Source organism: Sinosporangium album, from assembly GCF_900100605.1.
Taxonomy (GTDB): Bacteria; Actinomycetota; Actinomycetes; order Streptosporangiales; family Streptosporangiaceae; genus Sinosporangium; species Sinosporangium album.
The window spans coordinates 361,839-381,479 of sequence record NZ_FNCN01000001.1 but is presented as its reverse complement, the minus strand read 5'-3'; the positions used below and the strand labels follow the sequence as shown (position 1 = coordinate 381,479).

General features: G+C 69.9%; 21 protein-coding genes. 13 read left to right on the top strand and 8 right to left on the bottom strand.

Going from position 1 to position 19,641, the window contains the following annotated elements; all coding sequences use genetic code 11:
• Positions 1 to 217: 217 nt before the first annotated feature.
• The 7 genes from leuA to BLQ73_RS01615 all read left to right on the top strand — a co-directional run bounded on the left by leuA (position 218) and on the right by BLQ73_RS01615 (position 9,700).
• The gene (gene leuA, locus BLQ73_RS01645; protein ID WP_218125578.1) at positions 218 to 1,909 is read left to right on the top strand and encodes a 2-isopropylmalate synthase; all 1,692 of its coding nucleotides are present in this window, start codon (positions 218 to 220) and stop codon (positions 1,907 to 1,909) included.
• 135 nt (positions 1,910 to 2,044) lie between these two features.
• On the top strand, positions 2,045 to 3,253 hold the full coding sequence (locus BLQ73_RS01640; RefSeq protein WP_093167443.1) for an MFS transporter: 1,209 nt from the start codon (positions 2,045 to 2,047) through the stop codon (positions 3,251 to 3,253).
• Positions 3,254 to 3,632: 379 nt separating this feature from the next.
• Positions 3,633 to 4,541 carry a hypothetical protein gene (locus tag BLQ73_RS01635; RefSeq protein WP_093167441.1) on the top strand — a complete coding sequence of 303 codons (909 nt, stop codon included), beginning with the start codon at positions 3,633 to 3,635 and terminating at the stop codon, positions 4,539 to 4,541.
• A gap of 159 nt (positions 4,542 to 4,700) precedes the next feature.
• Positions 4,701 to 5,951, top strand: coding sequence for an MFS transporter (locus tag BLQ73_RS01630; RefSeq protein WP_093167439.1), 1,251 nt, complete (start codon positions 4,701 to 4,703; stop codon positions 5,949 to 5,951).
• Between the two features lie 172 nt (positions 5,952 to 6,123).
• Positions 6,124 to 6,510 (top strand): hypothetical protein, encoded by a 387-nt coding sequence (locus BLQ73_RS01625; protein WP_093167437.1) that lies wholly within the window; start codon positions 6,124 to 6,126, stop codon positions 6,508 to 6,510.
• Between the two features lie 498 nt (positions 6,511 to 7,008).
• Positions 7,009 to 8,172, top strand: coding sequence for a CaiB/BaiF CoA transferase family protein (locus BLQ73_RS01620; protein ID WP_093167435.1), 1,164 nt, complete (start codon positions 7,009 to 7,011; stop codon positions 8,170 to 8,172).
• Positions 8,173 to 8,176: 4 nt separating this feature from the next.
• Positions 8,177 to 9,700: a carboxyl transferase domain-containing protein gene (locus tag BLQ73_RS01615; RefSeq protein ID WP_245690684.1), complete on the top strand. Its 1,524-nt coding sequence runs from the start codon at positions 8,177 to 8,179 to the stop codon at positions 9,698 to 9,700.
• Positions 9,701 to 9,708: 8 nt separating this feature from the next.
• On the opposite strand, the gene BLQ73_RS01610 is transcribed toward BLQ73_RS01615, so the two are convergent.
• The 7 genes from BLQ73_RS01610 to BLQ73_RS01580 form a co-directional block, all read right to left on the bottom strand.
• Complete coding sequence (locus BLQ73_RS01610; RefSeq protein WP_093167433.1) at positions 9,709 to 10,869, bottom strand: hypothetical protein; 1,161 nt, start codon at positions 10,867 to 10,869, stop codon at positions 9,709 to 9,711.
• Positions 10,866 to 11,396: a SigE family RNA polymerase sigma factor gene (locus BLQ73_RS01605; RefSeq protein ID WP_245690682.1), complete on the bottom strand. Its 531-nt coding sequence runs from the start codon at positions 11,394 to 11,396 to the stop codon at positions 10,866 to 10,868. Before BLQ73_RS01605 ends, BLQ73_RS01610 begins: the two co-directional genes overlap by 4 nt.
• Before the next feature lie 134 nt (positions 11,397 to 11,530).
• Complete coding sequence (locus tag BLQ73_RS01600) at positions 11,531 to 11,941, bottom strand: hypothetical protein (RefSeq protein ID WP_093167431.1); 411 nt, start codon at positions 11,939 to 11,941, stop codon at positions 11,531 to 11,533.
• Positions 11,938 to 12,396 (bottom strand): hypothetical protein, encoded by a 459-nt coding sequence (locus tag BLQ73_RS01595; protein ID WP_245690680.1) that lies wholly within the window; start codon positions 12,394 to 12,396, stop codon positions 11,938 to 11,940. The genes BLQ73_RS01600 and BLQ73_RS01595 overlap by 4 nt, the downstream gene beginning before the upstream one ends.
• Positions 12,397 to 12,400: 4 nt before the next feature.
• Complete coding sequence (locus BLQ73_RS01590) at positions 12,401 to 13,219, bottom strand: carbon-nitrogen hydrolase family protein (protein WP_093167427.1); 819 nt, start codon at positions 13,217 to 13,219, stop codon at positions 12,401 to 12,403.
• Positions 13,220 to 13,246: 27 nt separating this feature from the next.
• Positions 13,247 to 13,858, bottom strand: coding sequence for an NAD-binding protein (locus tag BLQ73_RS01585; protein ID WP_093167425.1), 612 nt, complete (start codon positions 13,856 to 13,858; stop codon positions 13,247 to 13,249).
• A gap of 29 nt (positions 13,859 to 13,887) precedes the next feature.
• Positions 13,888 to 14,853 (bottom strand): DUF418 domain-containing protein, encoded by a 966-nt coding sequence (locus BLQ73_RS01580; protein ID WP_245690679.1) that lies wholly within the window; start codon positions 14,851 to 14,853, stop codon positions 13,888 to 13,890.
• Positions 14,854 to 14,965: 112 nt separating this feature from the next.
• Between BLQ73_RS01580 and BLQ73_RS01575 the strand changes: the two genes are divergently transcribed.
• The 6 genes from BLQ73_RS01575 (at position 14,966) to BLQ73_RS01550 (ending at position 18,758) form a co-directional block, all read left to right on the top strand.
• A complete protein-coding gene (locus tag BLQ73_RS01575; RefSeq protein ID WP_176955211.1) occupies positions 14,966 to 16,132 on the top strand; it encodes a pyridoxal phosphate-dependent aminotransferase in 1,167 nt (388 codons plus the stop codon).
• Between the two features lie 77 nt (positions 16,133 to 16,209).
• On the top strand, positions 16,210 to 16,413 hold the full coding sequence (locus BLQ73_RS01570) for a FitA-like ribbon-helix-helix domain-containing protein (protein WP_093167421.1): 204 nt from the start codon (positions 16,210 to 16,212) through the stop codon (positions 16,411 to 16,413).
• Positions 16,410 to 16,790: a type II toxin-antitoxin system death-on-curing family toxin gene (locus BLQ73_RS01565; RefSeq protein WP_093167419.1), complete on the top strand. Its 381-nt coding sequence runs from the start codon at positions 16,410 to 16,412 to the stop codon at positions 16,788 to 16,790. Before BLQ73_RS01570 ends, BLQ73_RS01565 begins: the two co-directional genes overlap by 4 nt.
• 216 nt (positions 16,791 to 17,006) lie before the next feature.
• On the top strand, positions 17,007 to 17,378 hold the full coding sequence (locus BLQ73_RS01560) for an ArsR/SmtB family transcription factor (protein ID WP_093167417.1): 372 nt from the start codon (positions 17,007 to 17,009) through the stop codon (positions 17,376 to 17,378).
• Positions 17,378 to 18,310 carry a cation diffusion facilitator family transporter gene (locus BLQ73_RS01555; RefSeq protein ID WP_093167415.1) on the top strand — a complete coding sequence of 311 codons (933 nt, stop codon included), beginning with the start codon at positions 17,378 to 17,380 and terminating at the stop codon, positions 18,308 to 18,310. The genes BLQ73_RS01560 and BLQ73_RS01555 overlap by 1 nt, the downstream gene beginning before the upstream one ends.
• 61 nt (positions 18,311 to 18,371) lie before the next feature.
• Positions 18,372 to 18,758: an aldo/keto reductase gene (locus tag BLQ73_RS01550; RefSeq protein ID WP_093167413.1), complete on the top strand. Its 387-nt coding sequence runs from the start codon at positions 18,372 to 18,374 to the stop codon at positions 18,756 to 18,758.
• 223 nt (positions 18,759 to 18,981) lie between these two features.
• On the opposite strand, the gene BLQ73_RS01545 is transcribed toward BLQ73_RS01550, so the two are convergent.
• The gene (locus tag BLQ73_RS01545; RefSeq protein WP_143020073.1) at positions 18,982 to 19,575 is read right to left on the bottom strand and encodes a TetR/AcrR family transcriptional regulator; all 594 of its coding nucleotides are present in this window, start codon (positions 19,573 to 19,575) and stop codon (positions 18,982 to 18,984) included.
• Positions 19,576 to 19,641: the final 66 nt, after the last annotated feature.

Below are 19,641 nucleotides of genomic sequence, written 5' to 3'. Positions count from 1 at the left end.
CGCTGCGGGGCCTGACCCGACCGGCCACCCGCAGCGGGTGCCAAGGCTGCGCCGGTCACCCCGTTGGCCGACTGAAAGAAGTCCAGCAGCAATGGTTCGCTCCATCCAGCCCAATGTCGAGAGCACTGTCCAGAGCAGTGTGTTCCCCACTCTGCGCACGCCGTCCGGAGACGTTCCGGCGGACGCGCCGCGGTGGAATCCGCAGCGTCCGAGCGCGATGCCGCACCACCGCTACCGGCCCGCCGATGAGCGGGTCGCCCTCCCTTTGACCGACCGCACCTGGCCCTCGCGCCGGCTTGAGCGGGCCCCGCTGTGGGTGCCCGTCGACCTCCGCGACGGCAACCAGGCCCTGGCCGAACCCATGGACACCGCCCGCAAGCGCCGGATGTTCGACCTGCTGGTGGCGATGGGCTTCAAGGAGATCGAGGTCGGATACCCCTCCGCCAGCCAGACCGACTTCGACTTCGTCCGTCATCTGGCCGACAGCGGCGCGGTGCCCGACGACGTGACCGTCTCCGTCTTCACGCCCGCCCGGCGCGACCTGATCGACCGGACCGTCGCCTCCGTCGAGGGGCTTCCCCGCGTCCTCGTCCACCTCTACACCGCCACCGCGCCCACCTGGAGGGACGTGGTGCTGGGCCGCTCCCGCGCCGAGGTCGGCGAGCTGATCCGGGGCGCCGCCACCTACCTGATGCGGCGCGCAGAGGAACGGCCGGGGGCCGACATCCGGTTCCAATTCTCCCCGGAGGTCTTCAACCTCACGGAGCCGGACTTCGTCCTTGAGGTGTGCAACGGCCTGACCGAGCTGTGGGAGGCGAGTCCCGACCGACCCGTGATCCACAACCTGCCGGCCACGGTCGAGATCGCCACCCCCAACGTCTACGCGGACCAGATCGAATACATGGACCGCCACTTGGCGCGCCGCGACTCCGTGATCCTGTCGGTCCACCCGCACAACGACCGCGGCACCGGTGTCGCCTGCGCCGAGCTGGCCGTCCTGGCGGGGGCGCAGCGCGTGGAGGGCTGCCTGTTCGGCAACGGCGAGCGCACCGGGAACGTCGACCTGGTGACCCTGGCCCTCAACCTGTACGCGCAGGGCGTCAACCCGATGATCGACTTCTCCGACATCGACGCGGTGCGCGAGGTGGTGGAGTACTGCAACCGGCTGCCGATCCACCCGCGCCACCCCTATGTCGGCGAGCTCGTGCACACGGCCTTCTCCGGCACCCACCAGGACGCCATCTCCAAGGGCATGGCCCATCACGCCAAGCAGGCCGCCGACAGTGGGGTTCCCGCCGAAGAGATCCCGTGGGCGGTGCCGTACCTCCCGATCGACCCGGGTGACATCGGCCGCACCTACGAGGAGGTCATCCGCATCAACTCCCAGTCCGGCAAGGGGGGCATGGCCTACCTGCTCCAGGTCCACCACGGCCTGGACCTGCCTCAGGCGATGCGCCCGGACTTCTCACGCGTCGTACAGCGGGTGACGGACGCGACGGGCCGGGAGCTCTCCCACAAGGAGCTGCTGGAGCTCTTCCGCACGACCTACATCATCCCGGCGGAGGAGGGCCCGGTCAGACTGCTCTCGTGGTCGACGTCGGAGACCGCTCCCGGTGAGCACCGTTTCACCTGCACGGTCCACGCCGACGGCCGGGAGCGCTCCTGCCAGGGCACCGGCAACGGGCCGCTGTCGGCCCTGACCGACGCGCTTCGCGCCGTGGGTGTCGCCGTCGACATCCTCAGCTACGCCGAGCACGCCACCGGGACCGGCCCGGACAGCCCGGCCGTCGCCTACATCGAGTGCGATGTCGACGGCGTGACCTGCTGGGGGGCGGGCTGGGACACCTCCGTCCTGAGCTCGACGGTCCACGCGGTCATGTCGGCCGTCAACCGTGCCGGGAGCGCCTGACCCGGCCTTCCCGCACCTAGTACGGCCTACGGTCTCACGGCCCGCACTTCAACTGACTCCTCAGAGGACCTGAGCACCCGAGTAGTAGCTGAGGGGTCCTGATCCGCATAGCACGGAGAACGGAACAGGCGTTTCATGAAAAAAGGACAGCTCGGCTTTCTGGCGGGCACGCACGTGGTCAACGACCTGTACCAAGGTGCGATCCCGGCGATGCTGCCGTTCCTGATGGCCGAGCGGCACTACAGCTACGCCGCGGTCTCAGGCCTGGCGTTCGCGGCCAGCGGCCTCTCCAGCCTGTTCCAGCCGCTGTTCGGTGTCCTCTCCGACCGCAAACCCCGGACCTGGCTGGTTCCGGCGGGCTTCGTGACCGCCGCGCTGGGGGTGGTGGCCGCCGGCCTGTCCTCCAGCTACCTGCTCACGTGGCTGTACCTCGCGCTGGCGGGGATCGGGATCGCCGCCTATCACCCGCCCGCGACCAGCCAGGCCCGGGCCGCGGGCGGATCCTCGCAGAAGGCCATGAGCGTCTTCTCGGTCGGCGGGACGATCGGCGGCTCGGTCGCGCCGGCCCTGGTCACGCTGGTGATCGGGTCGGTGGGTTTCGACGGCAGCTACCTGCTGGCGGTTCCCGCCCTGGTGATGGCGGCCCTGTGGATGCTCAAAGGGCCGTGGATGCGGTGGCGGGGCTACGTGGAGGCCCGCCCGCCGGTCATCGGCGGGCGGGGGTCCGCGGAGGGCGGCGCGGGCCGTACCGACGACTGGCGTTCGTTCACCCGCCTGGTCTTCGTGATCATCGGATGGTCCATCCCGTTCGTCGCGGTCACGTCGATGGTCTCGCTCTTCGCGCAAGGAGATCTGGGCCAGTCGCCGGCGGCCGGGGCGGCCGTCCTCACCGCCTACACCGCCGCCGGCGCCGCCGGCACCCTACTGGGCGGCTGGATCGGCGACCGGTACGGCCGGATGGCCGCGGTGCGGGTCGGCTATCTGGCGGCGCTCCCGGCGCTGCTGGGCATCGCCTGGGCCCCGACGTTCTGGGTCCTCGTCGTCAGTGCCGTGCTGTTCGGGACCGCGATGTTCCTCCCGTTCGCCGCACAGGTCACGCTGGCGCAGGATTACCTGCCCACCCGCATAGGGACCGCCAGCGGACTCACCCTGGGGCTGGCCATGGCCGCCGGCGGCCTGTGCTCTCCCCTGTTCGGGTGGCTGGCCGATGCGAGTGGTCTGCGGACCACCTTCTTCTCACTCGTCCTTGTTTTCATCGTTCCCGTCGTCATGGCACTCCGCCTTCCCGATCGTGCAGTGGAATTGTCCAATACGCAATCGCCGGAGCAGGTCGCCAAAAGGTGACTTCTTATCTCTCCCCAAGCCAGACCGCCGTCTGCGTATATCTGCGCCGACCGGCGGAGGGCGGACTGATCAAGGAGGCGGATCGGCGAGGCCGCCCGGCCGGCCTGCCCCGGTGGAACGCAGATCCCTGGTCTCGGCAGCGACGCAGGGGGCTGTTGTTGTCCAGGTCGCCGGTGGTGAGTCGGCGATGGTCTGCCGGTGGCGGCGGTCTCGTCATGCCGGGACGTGAGCGGGCCACGCGACGCGGCCGTGGGTAAAGAGCCCCACCTGGACTGGTCAACGTCTCTTCGTGAACGCTCCTTGGACGAGTGTGGTTCGGGTTATCACCCCTGGTCAGCCCCTCCTGAGCGGCGAATGATGAAAGAAGGAGGTGAAGGCTATGAAAGAGGGCCACGAGCTTCGCTGGGGAGGGATAGCGGGGATTCTCGCGTTGATCGTCGCGATCATCGCCCGAATCGTGGCGTGGAATGCGCCAGGCATCACCGAACACGCCGGACTGATCGGCGGCTATGTCGGCCAGCATCGGGGGCACATGCTGTGGGCCGCGCTGCTCACGACGATCGCGGCGGCGCTGTTCCTGTGGTTCGGTGTCGCCCTGGCTGCGGCGTTCCGCCGCGGGGAGGCCCGGCACGCGGACCTGACCGACATGGCCGGTGCGCGTGCGGAGGAGACCCGGCCGCCGGGCACCCCCGCGGCAGGGGGCCACGCTCCCGGGACGTATCCCGGGGAAGGGGTTCACGGGCCCGGGACGCATCCTGCGGCAGGAGGGCGGCCTGAGGGGGTCCGGGGGGAACACGCTCGTGCCGCGAGTGTCCGTCGCTACGGGTTCAGCGATCTGCCGGCGCTGGTGCTGGCCGGTTTCGTGGTTGTGGTGACGCTCGGGTTCGTCGGCGCCGCCGTCTATGCCGGAACGGCCTATGTGTTCTCCGTCAACCGGGGGCTGCTGCCTCTCGCGGCGGTGCCGTACACGGGGGTGACGCTCATGGGGTTGCTGTCCGGCATCGCGTGGGCCCTGCTGTTCGCCGCGATAGCGGGGGCGATCATACGCACGGCTGTGCTCCCGCAGTGGATGGCCTGGTTCGCCATCATCGTCGCGATCATCGCCTTCCTCTCGGCGTTGGCGCTGGGGATCACGGGCGGCGTCCTGGCGCCCCGTAGTTTCCTCGTGGGCTGGCTGCCCATGATCCTGGTCGGTCTGTGGACGCTGGTGGCGAGCGGACTGCTGATCCGTGAGCACCTGCCGTTCGCCACGCGGACGGTGGAGGCCAGGCCGGCGATGGGCCACTGAGCCCGGCGGAGGTCACGGCCTTGGAGGGCTCCACCCGCGTCCGGGTGGAGCCCTCACGCCTGCCTGGCTCCGCCGTACGGCGGGGTTTGCCTGGGTGTCCCCCTGAACGTGACCACCCCCGAGAGCCCGCGCCGATCGCCGGGCGGTAGGAAGGTGCGCATGACGAATGTGCACCGGCGCGTCTTCGACCACCGCACGATCGGCGGCGCCGAGGCGTGGACCGTCTGGACCTTAGCCGCCCTCCTGGTGGTCTGGCAGTTCTCCATCCTGACCGGCTACGGCATCGTGTCGCCGCAGATCCAGGCCACCGCCGGCCTTTCGGTGGCCGAAGTGGGGCTGGCCGCGTCGATCTACACGTGGGCGTTCGCCCTCTGCCAGTTCTTCTCGGGTTCCCTGCTGGACCGGTTCGGCTCGCGCCCGCTGATGACGGTCGCCGTGGCGCTCGTCACCTGTGGAGCGTTCCTGTACTCCGCCACCTCCTCCATGGGCACGCTCATCCTCGCCCAACTGGTGCTCGCCGCCGGCGCGTCCTTCGGCTTCGTCGGCGCGGGCTACCTCGGGCGCCACTGGTTCGGGCCGGCGAGGTTCGGCCTGATGTTCGGCCTGGTCCAGTCGCTGGCGTCGCTCGGCTCGGCCGTCGCCCAGCCCTCCCTGTCGTCCGCGCTGGAGCACATGAGCTGGCAGCACCTGCTCGTCGGCTTCGGCGCGTTCGGTGTGCTGCTGACCGCGCTGTTCGCGGTGTTCGTGCGCAACCCGGCCGACTCGGTGCCCTCCGCGTCCGGTACGGCACCGCTGCTCACCCACATCCTGCGCGACCTGGGCCGCTGCCTCGCCAACCGGCAGGTGCCGCTCGCCGCGCTGGTCTCGGGCGTCTCGTTCGGCACGATGCTGGCCATGGGGGGCCTGTGGGGGCCGCGCCTCATGGAGGCCCGCGGCGAGGGCGCGGAGGCCGCCGCCTGGCTCAACGCCGCCGCCTGGCTTGGGCTGGCCGCGGGGTCGCCGCTGCTCACGCTGCTGTCGGAGCGGCTCCGCGCCCGGAAGCCGCCCATCGCGGCGGGGGTGCTGCTGCAGGCGGTGGCCGTACTGGGTGTGATCTACCTGCCGGCCGGGTCGGGCGGCCTGTCCCTGGTGTTCATGCTCGCGATGGGCTTGTGCGCGGGCGCGCTGATGCTCGGCTTCACCGTCGCGGGGGAGTCGGTGCCCCATTCGCTCGTCGGCACCGCCTCCGCCGTCGTCAACGGCGTCTGCTTCCTGATCGGCGGCCTTTTCACGGCGCTGCCCGGCCGGCTTCTCGGGGATTCTCCCGGCCTGGCGGACTTCCAGGGGGCCCTGTGGATCATTCCGGCCCTGCTGCTGGTGGGCTTTGTGGCCGCGCTCCTGCTGAAGGAGAGCCACCCGCGCGGTACATAGCGCCGCGACCAGATCAGGCCATGCCTCCGCCATGTTTCCGCCATGCCTCCGTCATGCCGGATCACGCCACGCCGCGCTGCGCAGAGTTCGGCCGTGCGACGCCGCAGGGGGCTTAGGGTAGAGAGCTTAAGGTGATATTGCCTGATCTGTTCAATCGGTTGGAGAACGAAGTATGACCACACAGGCCCACGAGATGCCCCCCGCACTCGCGGCCATGATGACCGATGACGAAGTCGCGGCGGTCAAAGCCGATGCCGCTCGCTGGCGTTACGGCTTCCTTGTGGTCTGTGCGGGGCTGATCGTGGTACTCCTCGGCTTCGTGGTCGTGGTGTTCAAGAGCGGCGCGCCGGAGACGGCGTTCGCCGGGCTCGTCGGTGTCGTCGGCACGACCATCGGAGCCTACTTCGGCGTCCAGGTCGGCCAGTCCGGCAAGGACCGGGTGGAGGCGGAGCTCCGCCGTACGACCGAGACCGCGATGCGCCTCGCCGCCAAGATCCACTCGCACGACGCCGACGAGGTGATCAAGGCCACGATGGACCGGGGACGCGGCACGAAGTGAGCGGCGGCCCAAGGGCCGCCCGCACCGCCTGCCGCCCGCCCCGGATCAGGGGCGGGCGGCACGCGGCGATGAACACCAAAAAGTAGACGAACCTTCGGCACGTATGCCGAATGCCGTGGCCGCGCCGACCGGGTGGACGCCGACCGGGTGGACGCCGACCGGGTGGACACGGAGACCTGCGCAGTTTCCGGTTCGGCATCGACACACACGGCACCTTCACGAACGTCGTTGCGATGGACGAGGCCACCGTGGACGAGGCCACCGTGGACAAGGCCACCAGTGAGATCCTCACCCGCCGTCCACCCCCGCCGACGGGTTCATGGCGGGCAGCGGGAAGATCCTACCCGGTGGCATGCCGTGACGGCTCTCACAGTCGCCGCAACCGGGGTACCTGGCCGAATAGGGCCAGGATGGACCTGGCAATCTGGGCCATGAGCACTCTCTTCCGCCCGGCAGGTGGGCGGAAGGGATCAGGTGACGCACTACTGGAGGACAAGAGTGCAGGGACCCCTCAGTGACATCGTCGTACTCGACCTTTCCCGCGCTCTCGCCGGGCCGCACGCGGCGCAGATGCTCGGCGACCTGGGCGCGAAGGTGGTCAAGGTCGAACACCCCCAGGGCGGTGACGAGTCGCGCGGCTGGGGTCCGCCCTTCGTCGGCCCCGACCAGGACATCTCCACCTACTACCTGGCGGCGAACCGCAACAAGCAGTCCATCACCGTCGACCTCAAGTCCGACGAGGGCAAAGCCCTCATCGAACGTCTCGTACGGCACAGCGACATCCTCATCGAGAACTTCCGCACCGGCGTCCTCGACCGGCTCGGCTTCTCGGTCGAGCGCCTCCACGAGATCAACCCGGCCCTCGTCATCCTGTCGATCACCGGGTTCGGACACGACGGCCCCGAAGGCGGCAGGCCCGGATACGACCAGATCGCCCAGGGCGAGGCCGGGCTCATGAGCCTCACCGGCCCGTCCTCGGAGGAGCCCTACCGCGTCGGCGCCTCCATCGCCGACCTCCTCGCCGGCATCCACGGCGCCTACGGCGTCGTCGCCGCCCTCTACGAGCGCGCCCGCACCGGGGCGGGCAAGGTCGTGCGCACCTCCCTGCTCGCCTCCGTCGCCGGCGTCCACTCCTACCACGGCACCGCCTGGACCGTCGGCGGCAAGGTGCCCAAGGCCGGCGGCAACCACCACGCCTCCATCGCCCCCTATGGCGCGTTCCACTGCGCCGACGGCATGATCCAGATCGCCGTCGCCAACGACGGCCAGTGGCGCAAGGTCGCCGCCCTCCTCGGCATCGACCCCGACCGGCCCGAGTACGCCACCAACTCCCAGCGTTTCGCCCACCGCGACGAGCTCATCGCCGAGATGGAGAAGACCCTCGCCACCGCCGACCGCGGCCACTGGCTCGTCGCCCTCGGGGAGGTCGGCGTCCCCGCCGGCGCCATCCGCTCCATCGACGAGGTCTACGAGTGGGACCAGACCCGCTCCCAGGGCCTCATCGTCACCGTCGACCACCCCGTCCTCGGCCCCATCGAACTGCCCGGTCCCCCTCTCCGCTTCGACGGCGAACCGGCCAAGGAGCACCTGCCGCCCCCGGCCCTCGGAGAGCACAACGAGGTCGTCCAGGCATGGCTGGACGACCTGGAGATCACGGAGTAGAGGAATGCGCAAGGCCATGGAAGGACCCGTGACCCGGCCCCGTCCGGACGCTCGGACGCTGATCAACGAGGTGCTGGACCCGGGTTCGTGGAAATCGTGGGACCAGACGCCGGTCGACCCCGCCGAACCGGGGTCGGACTACGCGCGGGAGCTCGCGGCGGTGCGGGAGCGCAGCGGCTACGACGAGTCGGTGCTGACCGGTGAGGGACTGCTCGACGGGCGCCGGGTCGCCGTCGTGGTGTGCGAGTTCTCCTTCCTCGCCGGGTCCATCGGCGTGGCCGCCGCGGAGCGGCTCGTCACGGCTGTGGAACGTGCCACAAAGGAAGGGCTGCCCCTTCTCGCGGCCCCCGCCTCCGGCGGCACCCGCATGCAGGAGGGCGCCCTGGCCTTCGTGCAGATGGTGAAGATCACCGCCGCGGTGGCCGCGCACCGCGCCGCCGGCCTGCCGTACGTCGTCTACCTGCGCCACCCCACCACCGGTGGCGTGTTCGCCTCGTGGGGGTCGCTCGCCCACCTCACGGCCGCCGAGCCCGGCGCGCTGGTCGGGTTCCTCGGCCCGAGGGTGTACGAGGCGCTGTACGGCGAGCCGTTCCCCGAAGGCGTGCAGCGCGCCGAGAACCTCTACGAGCACGGCCTCATCGACGCCGTCGTCTCCGCGGGCGACCTGCGGGACATCGCCATCCGGGCTCTCGCCGTACTCTGCGCGCCCCGCCGGGCCGCCCGCAGCGAACCCGAGCGGCCGGCCGAGGCCGCACCGGCCGACGCATGGGAGTCGATCACGCGTTCGCGCCGGAGCGACCGCCCCGGCGTGCGCGCCCTGCTCAAGCTCGCCGCGACCGACGTCACCCCGCTCAACGGCACCGGGACCGGCGAGAACGACCCGGGACTGCTGCTGGCCCTCGCCCGGTTCGGTACGGCTCCCGCCGTCGTCCTCGGCCAGGACCGCAGAGGCCAGCGCGCCGTCGCACCGCTCGGCCCCGCCGGGCTGCGGGTGGCCCGCCGGGGCGTACGGCTGGCGGCGGAGCTCGACCTGCCCCTGGTCAGCGTGATCGACACCGGGGGCGCGGCGCTGTCCAAGGAGTCCGAGGAAGGCGGTCTGGCCGCCGAGATCGCACGCTCCCTGTCCGACCTCGTCATGCTGGAGGCGCCCACGGTGTGCCTGCTGCTCGGCGAGGGAGCCGGCGGGGCCGCTCTCGCCCTGCTGCCCGCCGACCGCGTGCTGTGCGCCCAGCACGCCTGGCTGTCGCCGCTGCCGCCGGAGGGCGCCTCCGCGCTGCTGCACCGCAGCACCGAGTTCGCGCCGCAGGTGGCCGCAGCGCAGGGCGTGCGGTCGGCCGACCTGGAACGCGACGGCATCGTCGACCGCGTCATCCCCGAACTGCCGGACGCCGCCGACGAACCGGAGGAGTTCTGCGGCCGGGTGGCGAGGGCCCTGGAATACGAGATCGCGGGCCTGATGGCCACACCCTCCGCCGACCGGATGAGGGCTCGCCTCGCGCGCTACCGCGACCTCGGCCGGATCGAGTAGAGCCGCCGCTAAAGGGTGGTTCTCCAGATCTCGCGGCCGCTCTCGTTGTAGCCGGCGACGATGACGCCTGGGCGCATCGTGAATCCCGGGGGGAGATGCCCGGAGAAGATCTTCAGCTTCTCCCCCCACGGGTCGTCGACCGTACGCACCGTCTTGCTTTTGCGGGCCCCGCTGATGAGTCCGATCCGGGCGGCGGGCATCGACGTCACGCCGTACCAGGCCGTCCCCTCACCGACCCGCATCACGTGCGGGCGCTTGAGAGCGGCCGTGAGCGGCTCGCGGAGAGATCCCCACGAATAGGCCGCCGCCACGGCCCCCTTCCGGCGCAACTCCGCACACGAGCGGCCTCTGTAGTAGAGCGTGTCGCCTCCCGCGAGAGAGACCCCCGCGCTGATCGGCGCCTGCCCCAAGGGGCAGAACTCCCCTTCGTCCACAGTGAAACGGGCCACCTCCCGCTTCGTCACGTCGGCGAAGACATACGTGGTGCCACGCACCGTGAGCGGCATCCGCACCACCCACAGGGTCTGCCCGGACTTCGCGTCGAACTTCAGCGCGCCGACGATCTTCTGCCCGGCCGTGGTGAACACGTTGAGCGAGGTCACCCGCCCCTCCGCGATGCCCCAGGCGACCTTCTCCTCATTCCTGATGGTCCTGTCCGCCGCGCGGAGAATGAGAGCGTTGTCGCCCGTCCGCCGGGCGGGCTTGCCGGCATCCTGTAGGGGGATCGGCACGCTGCACTCCGCGTACACGTCACCCTGGCTCCCGCACAGGCGGTAGCGGCCGGGATCACCCGGCGTACGGCTCAGCCACAGGCGGACGCTCTTCCCTTTGGCGTCGGGGTGGGGGAAGACAACGGAGTCCCAGGCCGGAGGGTTGAGCGCGACCTGTTCTCGCAGGGTCGTGAGAGGCCCCGACACCGCTGCGGGCGGCGGAGCGGCGGCCACACCCCCACCGTCGCGCCCACCGTCGTCCGGCAGCGTGATCAGCCCGACCACGGCGCCCACCGAGGCCGCCACCGAGATCACGGGGACGGCGGTGAGCACCGCCCGGCGGCGCCGTACGGCACGGACCCGCGACTCCAACTCGCCCCAGGAGCGCGGGCTCTCGGCGTACAGCTCGGCTCCGGCCCTCAAAGCGCCACGCAGGCGGGTCTCCAGCTCGCTGGTCACGAGCGCTCCTTCATGGCCACGCCGAGGGCCTGCATGCCCCGGCTGGTGTGCGTTTTCACGGAACCGGGCGTGACGCCCATCGTCTCGGCGATCTCGCTTTCCGACAGGTCGAGCCAGTAACGCAGGACCAGGGCCTCGCGCTGCCTGCGCGACAGGCGTTTGAGGGCGTCGAGGAGCTCACGGTGGCTTTCCGCGATGACGGCCGCCTGTTCGCCGCTCGGCGCGGGCTCGGGCGGCTCGGGCAGCTCGGGTGCGCGCCTCCGTACGGTGACGAGGTGGCGCAGCCGGTTGCGTGTCAGATTGCAGACGATCGACCGCAGATAGCCGAGCGCCGCGCCGTCGTCGCGGAGACGTGACAGCCGGATGTGCAGGCGGGCGAACGCCTCCTGCGCGATGTCCTCCGGATCGTCCGCGCCGAGCAGGCCCGCCAGCCGCACCATGCCCCGGTAATGGGCGGCGAAGAGCTCCGCGAAGTCCGCCGACTCGTATGCCGCGGTTGTCGGCAGAGCGGTGGAGAAATCAGTCACGCTCTAACAGACACGCGGACGCCGGTCCCGTTGACAGGGACCGGCGAATCCGTTGATTTCTCTGAGGTTGCTTTCTCTGAAAGTTCTCTGAAAGCGCGGACCGGTCAGGCGACCTCAAGCGACCTCAAGCGACCTCAGGCGAACGGCGAAGTCGGCACCGGCACCCGCTCCACCCGGATCGACACGACCTCCTCGCGCGGCACCACCACCTCGTAGGCCCCGTGGTCGACCATCCAGTAGCCGAGCGCCTCCGCCTTGATGCCGTTGTGCCCGGTGTAGGCGATGTGCAGGCCGTCCTCGTCTTCGTCGAGCACCACGCAGGGTTCGCCGCCGAACGCGCCGATCGTGCGCACCATCACGAGCCACGACAGCTCCGACCGGGTCACCTTGCGCGACCAGTAGCCCGAGGACGCCGCGAACCCTTTGCGCTCCTCCTCGCTGAACAAGACCACCTCGGCAGGCCCGGGACCGAGCGCCGCCGGGTGGTTCATGCCCTCGAAATGCGCGACGAAGCCCGACGCCACGGGCGCGATGTGCTCACTCATGCGGCGGGCCGCCAGGTCAGCCCGTCGTAGACGGCGAAAACCCTCTCACCGGCGTTGGTCACATGCACGATCTCGGCTCCGGCGGGAATCGGAATGGGTGTGGTGTGGAACTGGGGGACCACGTGCTCACGCGACGTGGTGAACCCGTTTCCGGCGAACGGCGGCTGGTCGTTCCAGTCGCCGCCCATGTGCGGGCCGTACGGCACGGCGTAGGTGTCGACGTCGCGCGCCTGCCACCGCAGCAGGTAGAGCTCAGGCACCCCCTCATGCAGCTCCGAACCCTCAAACCCCAGATCGAGGCCGGTGACCAGGTGCCGCGGCGAGTCGAGAGGCACGCAGTCCTCGACTCGGTAGACATAGCCGGAGATGACCGTGCGCTTGCCGGAGAGATAGGGGACGAGCAGACGCGGGGGTATGGCTTTTTGCATCAGAGGTCTGCGTCCGGGCTCGTTCACAGCCCTATTTTACGGTGGTGTCGACCCCCAACACCCGGTGTTCCAGGCTCGGAACGATCAGACGGGTGCTCGCGGTCAGCTCCCGGTCGATCTGCGCCACGTGCACCGCCGGAGCGGGACCGAGGTCGGCCCTCACCACACCGAGCGGGTCGACCAGCATGCTGCGCCCGATGCCGAACGCGTCGCTCACCGAAGGGTTGGGCGCCTGGCCGACCGCCACCGTCCACATCGTGTTCTCGATCGCCCGGGCCCGCACCAGAGTCGCCCAATGCTCCTCCTTCATCGGCCCCGAACCCCACGCTGCGATCACCGCGAACACCTCGGCCCCCCGGTCCACCAGGGCCCGCGCCAGCTCGGGGAACCGGACGTCGTAGCAGGTGATCAGCCCGACCCGCAGCCCCGCCACCTCGGCCACCACGGGCGTCGCGCCGGGGGCGACATACTCTGACTCCCGGGCGCCGAACGAGTCGAACAGGTGGATCTTGCGGTAGGCGGCCACCAGCTCGCCCGCCCCGTCGATCACCACCGCCGTGTTGTGGACACGTCCACCGCCCGCCCCACCGGGGCCGCCGGGCTCGAACACGCCCGCGACGACCGCCACACCGAGCTCCCGCGCGGCCTTAGCCATCCCCGTCACGAACGGCCCGTCGAGCGGCTGCGCCGTCTCACTCACCCGTTTGCCGTATCTCGTCAGCGTGGCCTCGGGGAACACCGCCAGCTCGGAGCCCCGGGCGGCTGCAGCCGCCAGCGCCTCGCGCACCCGGCCGAGGTTGACGGAGGGATCGTGGTCGACCGGGATCTGGCACAGCGCGATGCTCGTCACCGGTCCACCTTACGCGTGCGGCCGGCGCTACAGCACCCGCGCCTGCTGCACCCCGGCCGCACGCAGCACCGCCGGATTGCGGGCGTCCCCCGCCACGTGCAGCAGGCCCCTGTCGTTGGCGTACGTCGCCGCATTCGGGCTGATCACCACGACCCTGTCGCCCTGCGTCCGCATCCGCATCCGCTCGGTCAGCGTGATCGCCATGGGCCCCGAACCGCACACCACCGCGTGCCCGTGCGAACGCCGAGCCCGCATCCGGAGCAGCTCCGCCGAAATCAGCAGATAGACACCCGTGACCAGCGTCGACACCGTGACGGCGGGCGCGGTGAACCTCGCCAGTTCAAGCTGCCACGGCAGGCTCGCATTGCTGTCGCCGAGCGGAGCGGGATCCAGCACGAAGAGCTGCAGAGTGAAATAGATCAAATCCAGAAAGGACGCCTCGCCGCCAAGGTGCGCCCGCATTCCCCAGAAACCGAGGAGAAGTGACAGGCCGGTGAGGAATACGAAGACAAAACGCAGCGTGGAACTCACGGAAATCGCCATGCGCTCCCCGTCTCCGGTGAGGGATCGCCGAGACATGCCGCTCGCCTCTCCCGAACGGAGACCGGCTCCGGCGAGCAGCGTGACACGGGAACTCATTCAAAGCCTCTATATCAAGATAACCGAGTTCACCGCCTGTTGGGTATCCGCCGCCACCAGGTCAGACATCTCCACACCCATTCGAGCGGACCGTATCTGAAACGCGTCAGCCACCACCGGCTGAACGCCGCGAAGAAAACGATCAGCGCTCCTGCCAGCACAAAAACCGAAATCCTTTGAGAATCGGAGGAGAGCACCGGAATCGCCGCCAGGAAGACGGGGGTGGCGGCCACGTAGTTCGTGAGGGCCATCCGCCCCACCGGCGCGAGGAGACGGCAGAGCGTACGGCTTCGCCGCAGGAGCATCAGCATGCCCGTGCCGTACGCCGCGGCCCCCGCGAGCGCGGTCAGAGGATAGAGCGCCCTGTCGAAAGGCGACCCGGCGAGCGCCGCGTCCAGAGGGCCGCGCAGCGCCACCAGCGCCACCGACACGGCCGCGGACACCGCGAACGCCGCCGGAGCCCAGCGCCGCCCCGGCCGGTACTCCATCATGGCCATCCCCAGCAGGAACAGGCCCGGGACCAGCCAACTCCCGCCGCCCGCCACGCTCGCCCACCCGAGCGCGACCAGCGCCCCGACCAGCACCGCCGCCCTCGGCAGGAAGGACGCGGGCAGCAGGACCACCGCGCCGAACACGGCGTACGGCAACAGCACCTCGTTGGGGTAGAGCCCGCGGTGGAGGCCGCCGAGCGCGGCCAGCACCAGAAGGCGCCGCAGCAGCACCAGCCGCGGACGGGGCGAACGGCGGGAGGCCGAACGGAGGAACAGGACGAACCCCAGGCCGAAGAGGAAGGAGAAAATCGGGAAGAACCTGCCCTGGAACACCTCCGCCGTGACGGTGTCCACCGGCACCTTGGTCGGGAACGCCGTCTTCGCCACGGTCAGCTGCCACGCGTTGACGAGCGTGATCCCGCAGAGCGCGAACCCCCGCACCGCGTCGAGCTCGTGGATGCGGGAGTCCTCGGCCTCCGTGGCCGCCGCCTCGGTGCCGCTCACCGCGGCCGGCCCCGGTCGAAGGCGCCGTCCGCGCGCATGGGGCAGGATCGGAACATGATCAGAAGCTAGCGGACCTGTAGGCTTCCCGACGTGACCGTCCGGGAGGTTGGGAATGCTCGGTGACCCCTTGATCACGCGCATGCGGGAGTTCGGCACCACGGTCTTCGCCGAGATGACCGCCCTCGCCGTCCGCACCGGGTCGATCAACCTCGGCCAGGGCTTCCCCGACACCGACGGCCCGCCCGCCATGCTGGAGGCCGCCGTCGAGGCGGTCAGGTCCGGCGCCAACCAATACCCGCCCGGACACGGCGTCCCCGAGCTGCGCCAGGCCGTCGCCGAACACCGGGAGAAGCACTACGGCCTGGCCTATGACCCCGACCACGAGATCTACGTCACGGTCGGCGCCACCGAGGCCATCGCCGCGAGCGTGCTCGCCCTCACCGAACCCGGCGACGAGATCGTGCTCTTCGAGCCCTACTACGACTCCTACGCCGCCGTCGTCACCCTCGCCCAGGCGGTCAGGCGCACCGTGCCGCTGCGCCTGACCGAAGGCCGCTTCACCTTCGACCCCGACGAACTCCGCGCCGCCGTAGGCCCGCGCACCCGCGCCATCGTCGTCAACTCCCCGCACAACCCCACCGGCACCGTCTTCACCCGCGACGAGCTCGCCCTCATCGCCGAACTGTGCGCCGAGCACGACCTCATCGCCATCACCGACGAGGTCTACGAGCACCTCACCTTCGACGGAGTCGAGCACATCCCCCTCGCCACCCTCCCCGGCATGCGCGAGCGCACCGTGATGATCTCCTCCGCGGGCAAGACCTTCTCCGTCACCGGCTGGAAAACCGGCTGGATCTGCGCCCCCGCGCCGCTGATCGCCGCCGTCCGCACCGTCAAGCAGTTCCTCACCTTCACCGCCGGCGCCCCCTGGCAGCTCGCCGTCGCGTACGGCCTGCGCCACGAACTCCCCTGGGTCACCGACCTGCGCGACTCCCTCGCCGCCAAACGCGACCGCCTCGCCACCGGCCTCACCCAGGCCGGCTTCGACGTCATCCGCCCGTCCGGCACCTACTTCGTCCAGACCGACATCCGCCCCCTCGGCTTCCGCGACGGCCTCGACCTCACCCGCGCCCTCCCCACCCTCGCCGGCGTCGTCGCGATCCCCACCCAGGTCTTCTACGACAACCCCGACCACGGCCGCCACTTCGTCCGCTTCGCCTTCTGCAAACGCGACGACGTCATCGACGAGGCCGCCGCCCGGCTCGCCCGCCTGGGCTAACGGTCTGACACTAGGACGTGACCAACGGTAATATCGGAGGGGTGGTATCCCAGTGATACCACGCCTACGATGGGGGCATGGCCATGACTCTGCGTTTGAGCGATGAGCAGACCGAAGCCCTTCGTCGTCGAGCCGAGCAGGAGGGGCGAAGCATGCAGCAGGTCGCGCTACACGCCATCGAGGAATACCTCGCTCGCAGAAGTGACGACGAGGAGGTGCACCGACTCGGAGTGGAGGCCGTTCGGCGGTGGAAGCCGGTTCTCGATCGGTTGGCGGAGTGACCCGCTACCTCACTCTGGAGCAGGTTCTCGATCTGGCCGAACTCGCCGTTGGGGCGGCACCGGAGCTTCGGGATCTCGGCCTGCTCGATTCGGCGTTGCATCGCCCGCGCGCGGAAATGTTCGGCCATGAGGCCTATCCCGACCTCTTGACCAAGGCCGCGGCTCTATTGCATTCATTGGCGACCAACCATCCGTTCGTTGATGGCAACAAACGTGTTGCCTGGTTGACGACCGTGGTGTTCCTCGGCTGGAACGGCAGAACCGTCGACACTGACGATGACTCGGCGTACGACCTGGTGATATCCGTGGCCCAAGGCCAGATGTCCGAACTCAAGGAGATCGCGGAGAGCCTGCGCGCCTTCGTGTGTCGGCCCTGAGTGCTTCCTCGCCCTCCTGGCTGGTGATCCACTCTCGGTCGGGAGGGTTTCACATGCCTGTCGGGGGAGGGTTTCGGCGAGGGGGCTGTGCCGTACCTCACCTTGCCCGTCGCGGGGCTCATATGAGTAACTTAGGTGAACCTAACCTCATCCTTGCAGTGCTCGGAGTATGGTGGGTAACATCTGAGCAATTGTTCAAGTATTCAGGAAGTGGTTATGGAAGTCGTTACCGGACTGGACGCGTGTGCCCTGAAGGCGCCCGACGAGGGCAAGGTCGCCGCGGCGCGGGACCGACTCGTCACGCCGGCCGAAGCCGCCCGGTTGGCGGAGATGTTCCGGCTGCTCGGCGACCCGACCCGCGCCCAACTGCTCTACGCCCTGCTTGAGGCCGGGGAGATGTGCGTCTGCGACCTCACCGAGGCCGTCTCGGTGTCGGACACCGCGGTGTCACACGCTTTGCGCCTGCTGCGTACGGCAGGCATCGTGGCGAGCCGCCGCAGCGGACGCATGATCTACTACCGCCTGGCGGACGCCCACGTCCGGATGCTTCTCGATCTCAGCCGCGAGCATTTGAGGGAGAACGACTGATGGGACACGGGCACGGACATGGCCACGGGCACGGACCCAGCGCCAACTCCGACCGGCGCTACCTCGGGGCCGCCTTGGCCATCCTGGTGACGTTCATGGCCGTCGAGGTCGTGATCGGCATCATCGCCAACTCGATCGCTCTGATCTCCGACGCCGGGCACATGCTGACCGACGCGGCGTCCATCGTGTTCGCGCTCATCGCCATCAGCATGGCCGCCCGCCCGGCCCGCGGCGCCTACACCTTCGGATGGAAACGCGCTGAGATCATCTCAGCCGCCGTCAACGGCCTGACCTTCGTCGTCCTCGTCGTCTACTTCACCTACGAGGCCATCCACCGGCTCGTCAACCCGCCGGACGTCATGGGCCCCCTCGTCTTCGTCACCGCCCTCGCCGGCATCGCCGTCAACGCCGTCTGCACCTGGCTCATCGCCAAGGCCGACCGCACCAGCCTCAACGTCGAAGGCGCCTTCCAGCACCTCCTCAACGACATGTACGCCTTCATCGCGACAGCCATCGCCGGCGCCGTCGTCTGGATCACCGGCTGGGGCCGCGCCGACGCCGTCGCGGCCCTCGTCGTCGCCGCCCTCATGGCCAAGGCCGCCTACAGCCTCCTCCGCGACGCCGGCCGCATCCTCTTCGAAGCCGCCCCCCACGGGGCCAACCCCGCCGAGGTCCAGCAGGCCATCACCGACCACACCGAGGTCACCGACGTCCAAGACCTCCACATCTGGACCGTCACCAGCGGCTTCCCCGCCCTCTCCGCCCACGTCACCGTCCGCCCCGGCGGCGACTGCCACGCCGTCCGCCGCGAAGTGGCCGACCTCCTCCACAGCCGCTTCGGCATCGACCACATCACCCTCCAGGTCGACCACACCCCGTCCTCCGGCTGCGCCATAGCCCCCTCCAAAAGCCCCGCCACCACCCACCGCTGACCCACCCACCTGCGCCCACTAACCCAGACCGCACTGCGCACGCTGCGTTAGATGGTTAAGGATCGGCGATCTGCTGTTTTCGCAGCGCGCGCTGCGCGAGGCCGACGCCGGGCTCGGCGTCGTCACCCAGGCTTGGTCGCCGCTGGGCGGGGTGAACAGATACTGGAACGACAATCGCGACCTGGTCGGCGACCCGCTCGGCGACCCCGCCGTCACCGAGATCGCCGCCCGGTACGGCAAGACGCCGGCCCAGGTCGTCCTGCGCTGGCATCTGGAGCACGGTCTGTCCGCGATTCCGAAGTCCGTCCGCCCGCACCGCATCGCGGAGAACTTCGACGTCTTCGACTTCGCCTTGGCGGCCGACGAGGTCGCGGCGATCGATGCGATCGACACCGGGGTGCGCGGTGGGCCCGACCCTGACGTCGTGGGGCCCGGCTACTTCGGCTGAAGCCGGCCGCGTCGCGCAGGCGGGCCCCTAGGGCGCGGATGTGCCGGAAGGGCGGCGGCTCGTGCACCGTGAACGGCACGCCGATCTGCGCGACCGGTACGGCCGGTTCGTCGCGTGATCAAGTTCCGGGTCGCGGTGGGGCCCGGCGTCGTCACCCCCGGCCGGATCGTCGTGGCCGCCATCAGGTGCTCGGTCGTAGAGCCCTGGAAGGTGCGGGGTGGGGTCAGGGCTTGCCGTGGAGGCAGGTTTCGAAGATCTGGGTGAGGTGGGCCACGATGGCGGGGCGGGGGGTGTCGGACAGGTGGTGGGGGCCTAGGAGGCGGCTGACGGTGCCGCTGCCCATGATGAGGGTGGTGGCGAGGGTGGCGCGGAGGTGGGCTTCGGAGCCGGGGAGGGAGGCGGTGAGGGGGGCGAGGATGACGTTGGCGAGGCGGTCGCTGAGGATCTCGTGGACTTCGGGGCTGGTGCCGGTGCGGGTGAGGGCGGCCATGACGGGGGAGTCGGGCTGCTCGGAGGTGAGGCGGTCGGCGATGAATTCGGCGAGGCGCCGGGGGAGGCCGTCGGGCGGGCCGGCGATGACTTCGGGGAGTCTGGCCTGGCGGGCGATGACCTCGGTGAAGAGGGCACGCTTTGAGCCGAAGTAGCGGTTGATGAGGGCGACGTTGGCGTGGGCTTCGGCGGCGAGGTGGCGCATGGTCACCTGGTCGTAGCCGAGTTCGGAGAAGAGCCGCGAGGCGGCGTCGAGGATGCGTCGCCGGGTGGCGTCTCTGTCGCGGGGGCGGGGTTCGTCCCGGGGCCGCTCTTGTGCCTCTTCCACCCCTGCATTCTCCCAGAGTTGACTTGTAAACAAGCGTCTACTAATTTCATGTGTAGCGTACAGGTA

Excerpts from the sequence above, each read along its gene's own strand:
- leuA (WP_218125578.1), top strand. The coding sequence starts at position 218 with ATGCCGCACCACCGCTACCGGCCCGCCGATGAGCGGGTCGCCCTCCCT.
- BLQ73_RS01640 (WP_093167443.1), top strand. The coding sequence starts at position 2,045 with ATGAAAAAAGGACAGCTCGGCTTTCTGGCGGGCACGCACGTGGTCAAC.
- BLQ73_RS01635 (WP_093167441.1), top strand. The coding sequence starts at position 3,633 with ATGAAAGAGGGCCACGAGCTTCGCTGGGGAGGGATAGCGGGGATTCTC.
- BLQ73_RS01630 (WP_093167439.1), top strand. The coding sequence starts at position 4,701 with ATGACGAATGTGCACCGGCGCGTCTTCGACCACCGCACGATCGGCGGC.
- BLQ73_RS01625 (WP_093167437.1), top strand. The coding sequence starts at position 6,124 with ATGACCACACAGGCCCACGAGATGCCCCCCGCACTCGCGGCCATGATG.
- BLQ73_RS01615 (WP_245690684.1), top strand. The coding sequence starts at position 8,177 with ATGCGCAAGGCCATGGAAGGACCCGTGACCCGGCCCCGTCCGGACGCT.
- BLQ73_RS01600 (WP_093167431.1), bottom strand. The coding sequence starts at position 11,941 with ATGAGTGAGCACATCGCGCCCGTGGCGTCGGGCTTCGTCGCGCATTTC.
- BLQ73_RS01585 (WP_093167425.1), bottom strand. The coding sequence starts at position 13,858 with ATGAGTTCCCGTGTCACGCTGCTCGCCGGAGCCGGTCTCCGTTCGGGA.
- BLQ73_RS01575 (WP_176955211.1), top strand. The coding sequence starts at position 14,966 with ATGCTCGGTGACCCCTTGATCACGCGCATGCGGGAGTTCGGCACCACG.
- BLQ73_RS01570 (WP_093167421.1), top strand. The coding sequence starts at position 16,210 with ATGGCCATGACTCTGCGTTTGAGCGATGAGCAGACCGAAGCCCTTCGT.
- BLQ73_RS01560 (WP_093167417.1), top strand. The coding sequence starts at position 17,007 with ATGGAAGTCGTTACCGGACTGGACGCGTGTGCCCTGAAGGCGCCCGAC.
- BLQ73_RS01555 (WP_093167415.1), top strand. The coding sequence starts at position 17,378 with ATGGGACACGGGCACGGACATGGCCACGGGCACGGACCCAGCGCCAAC.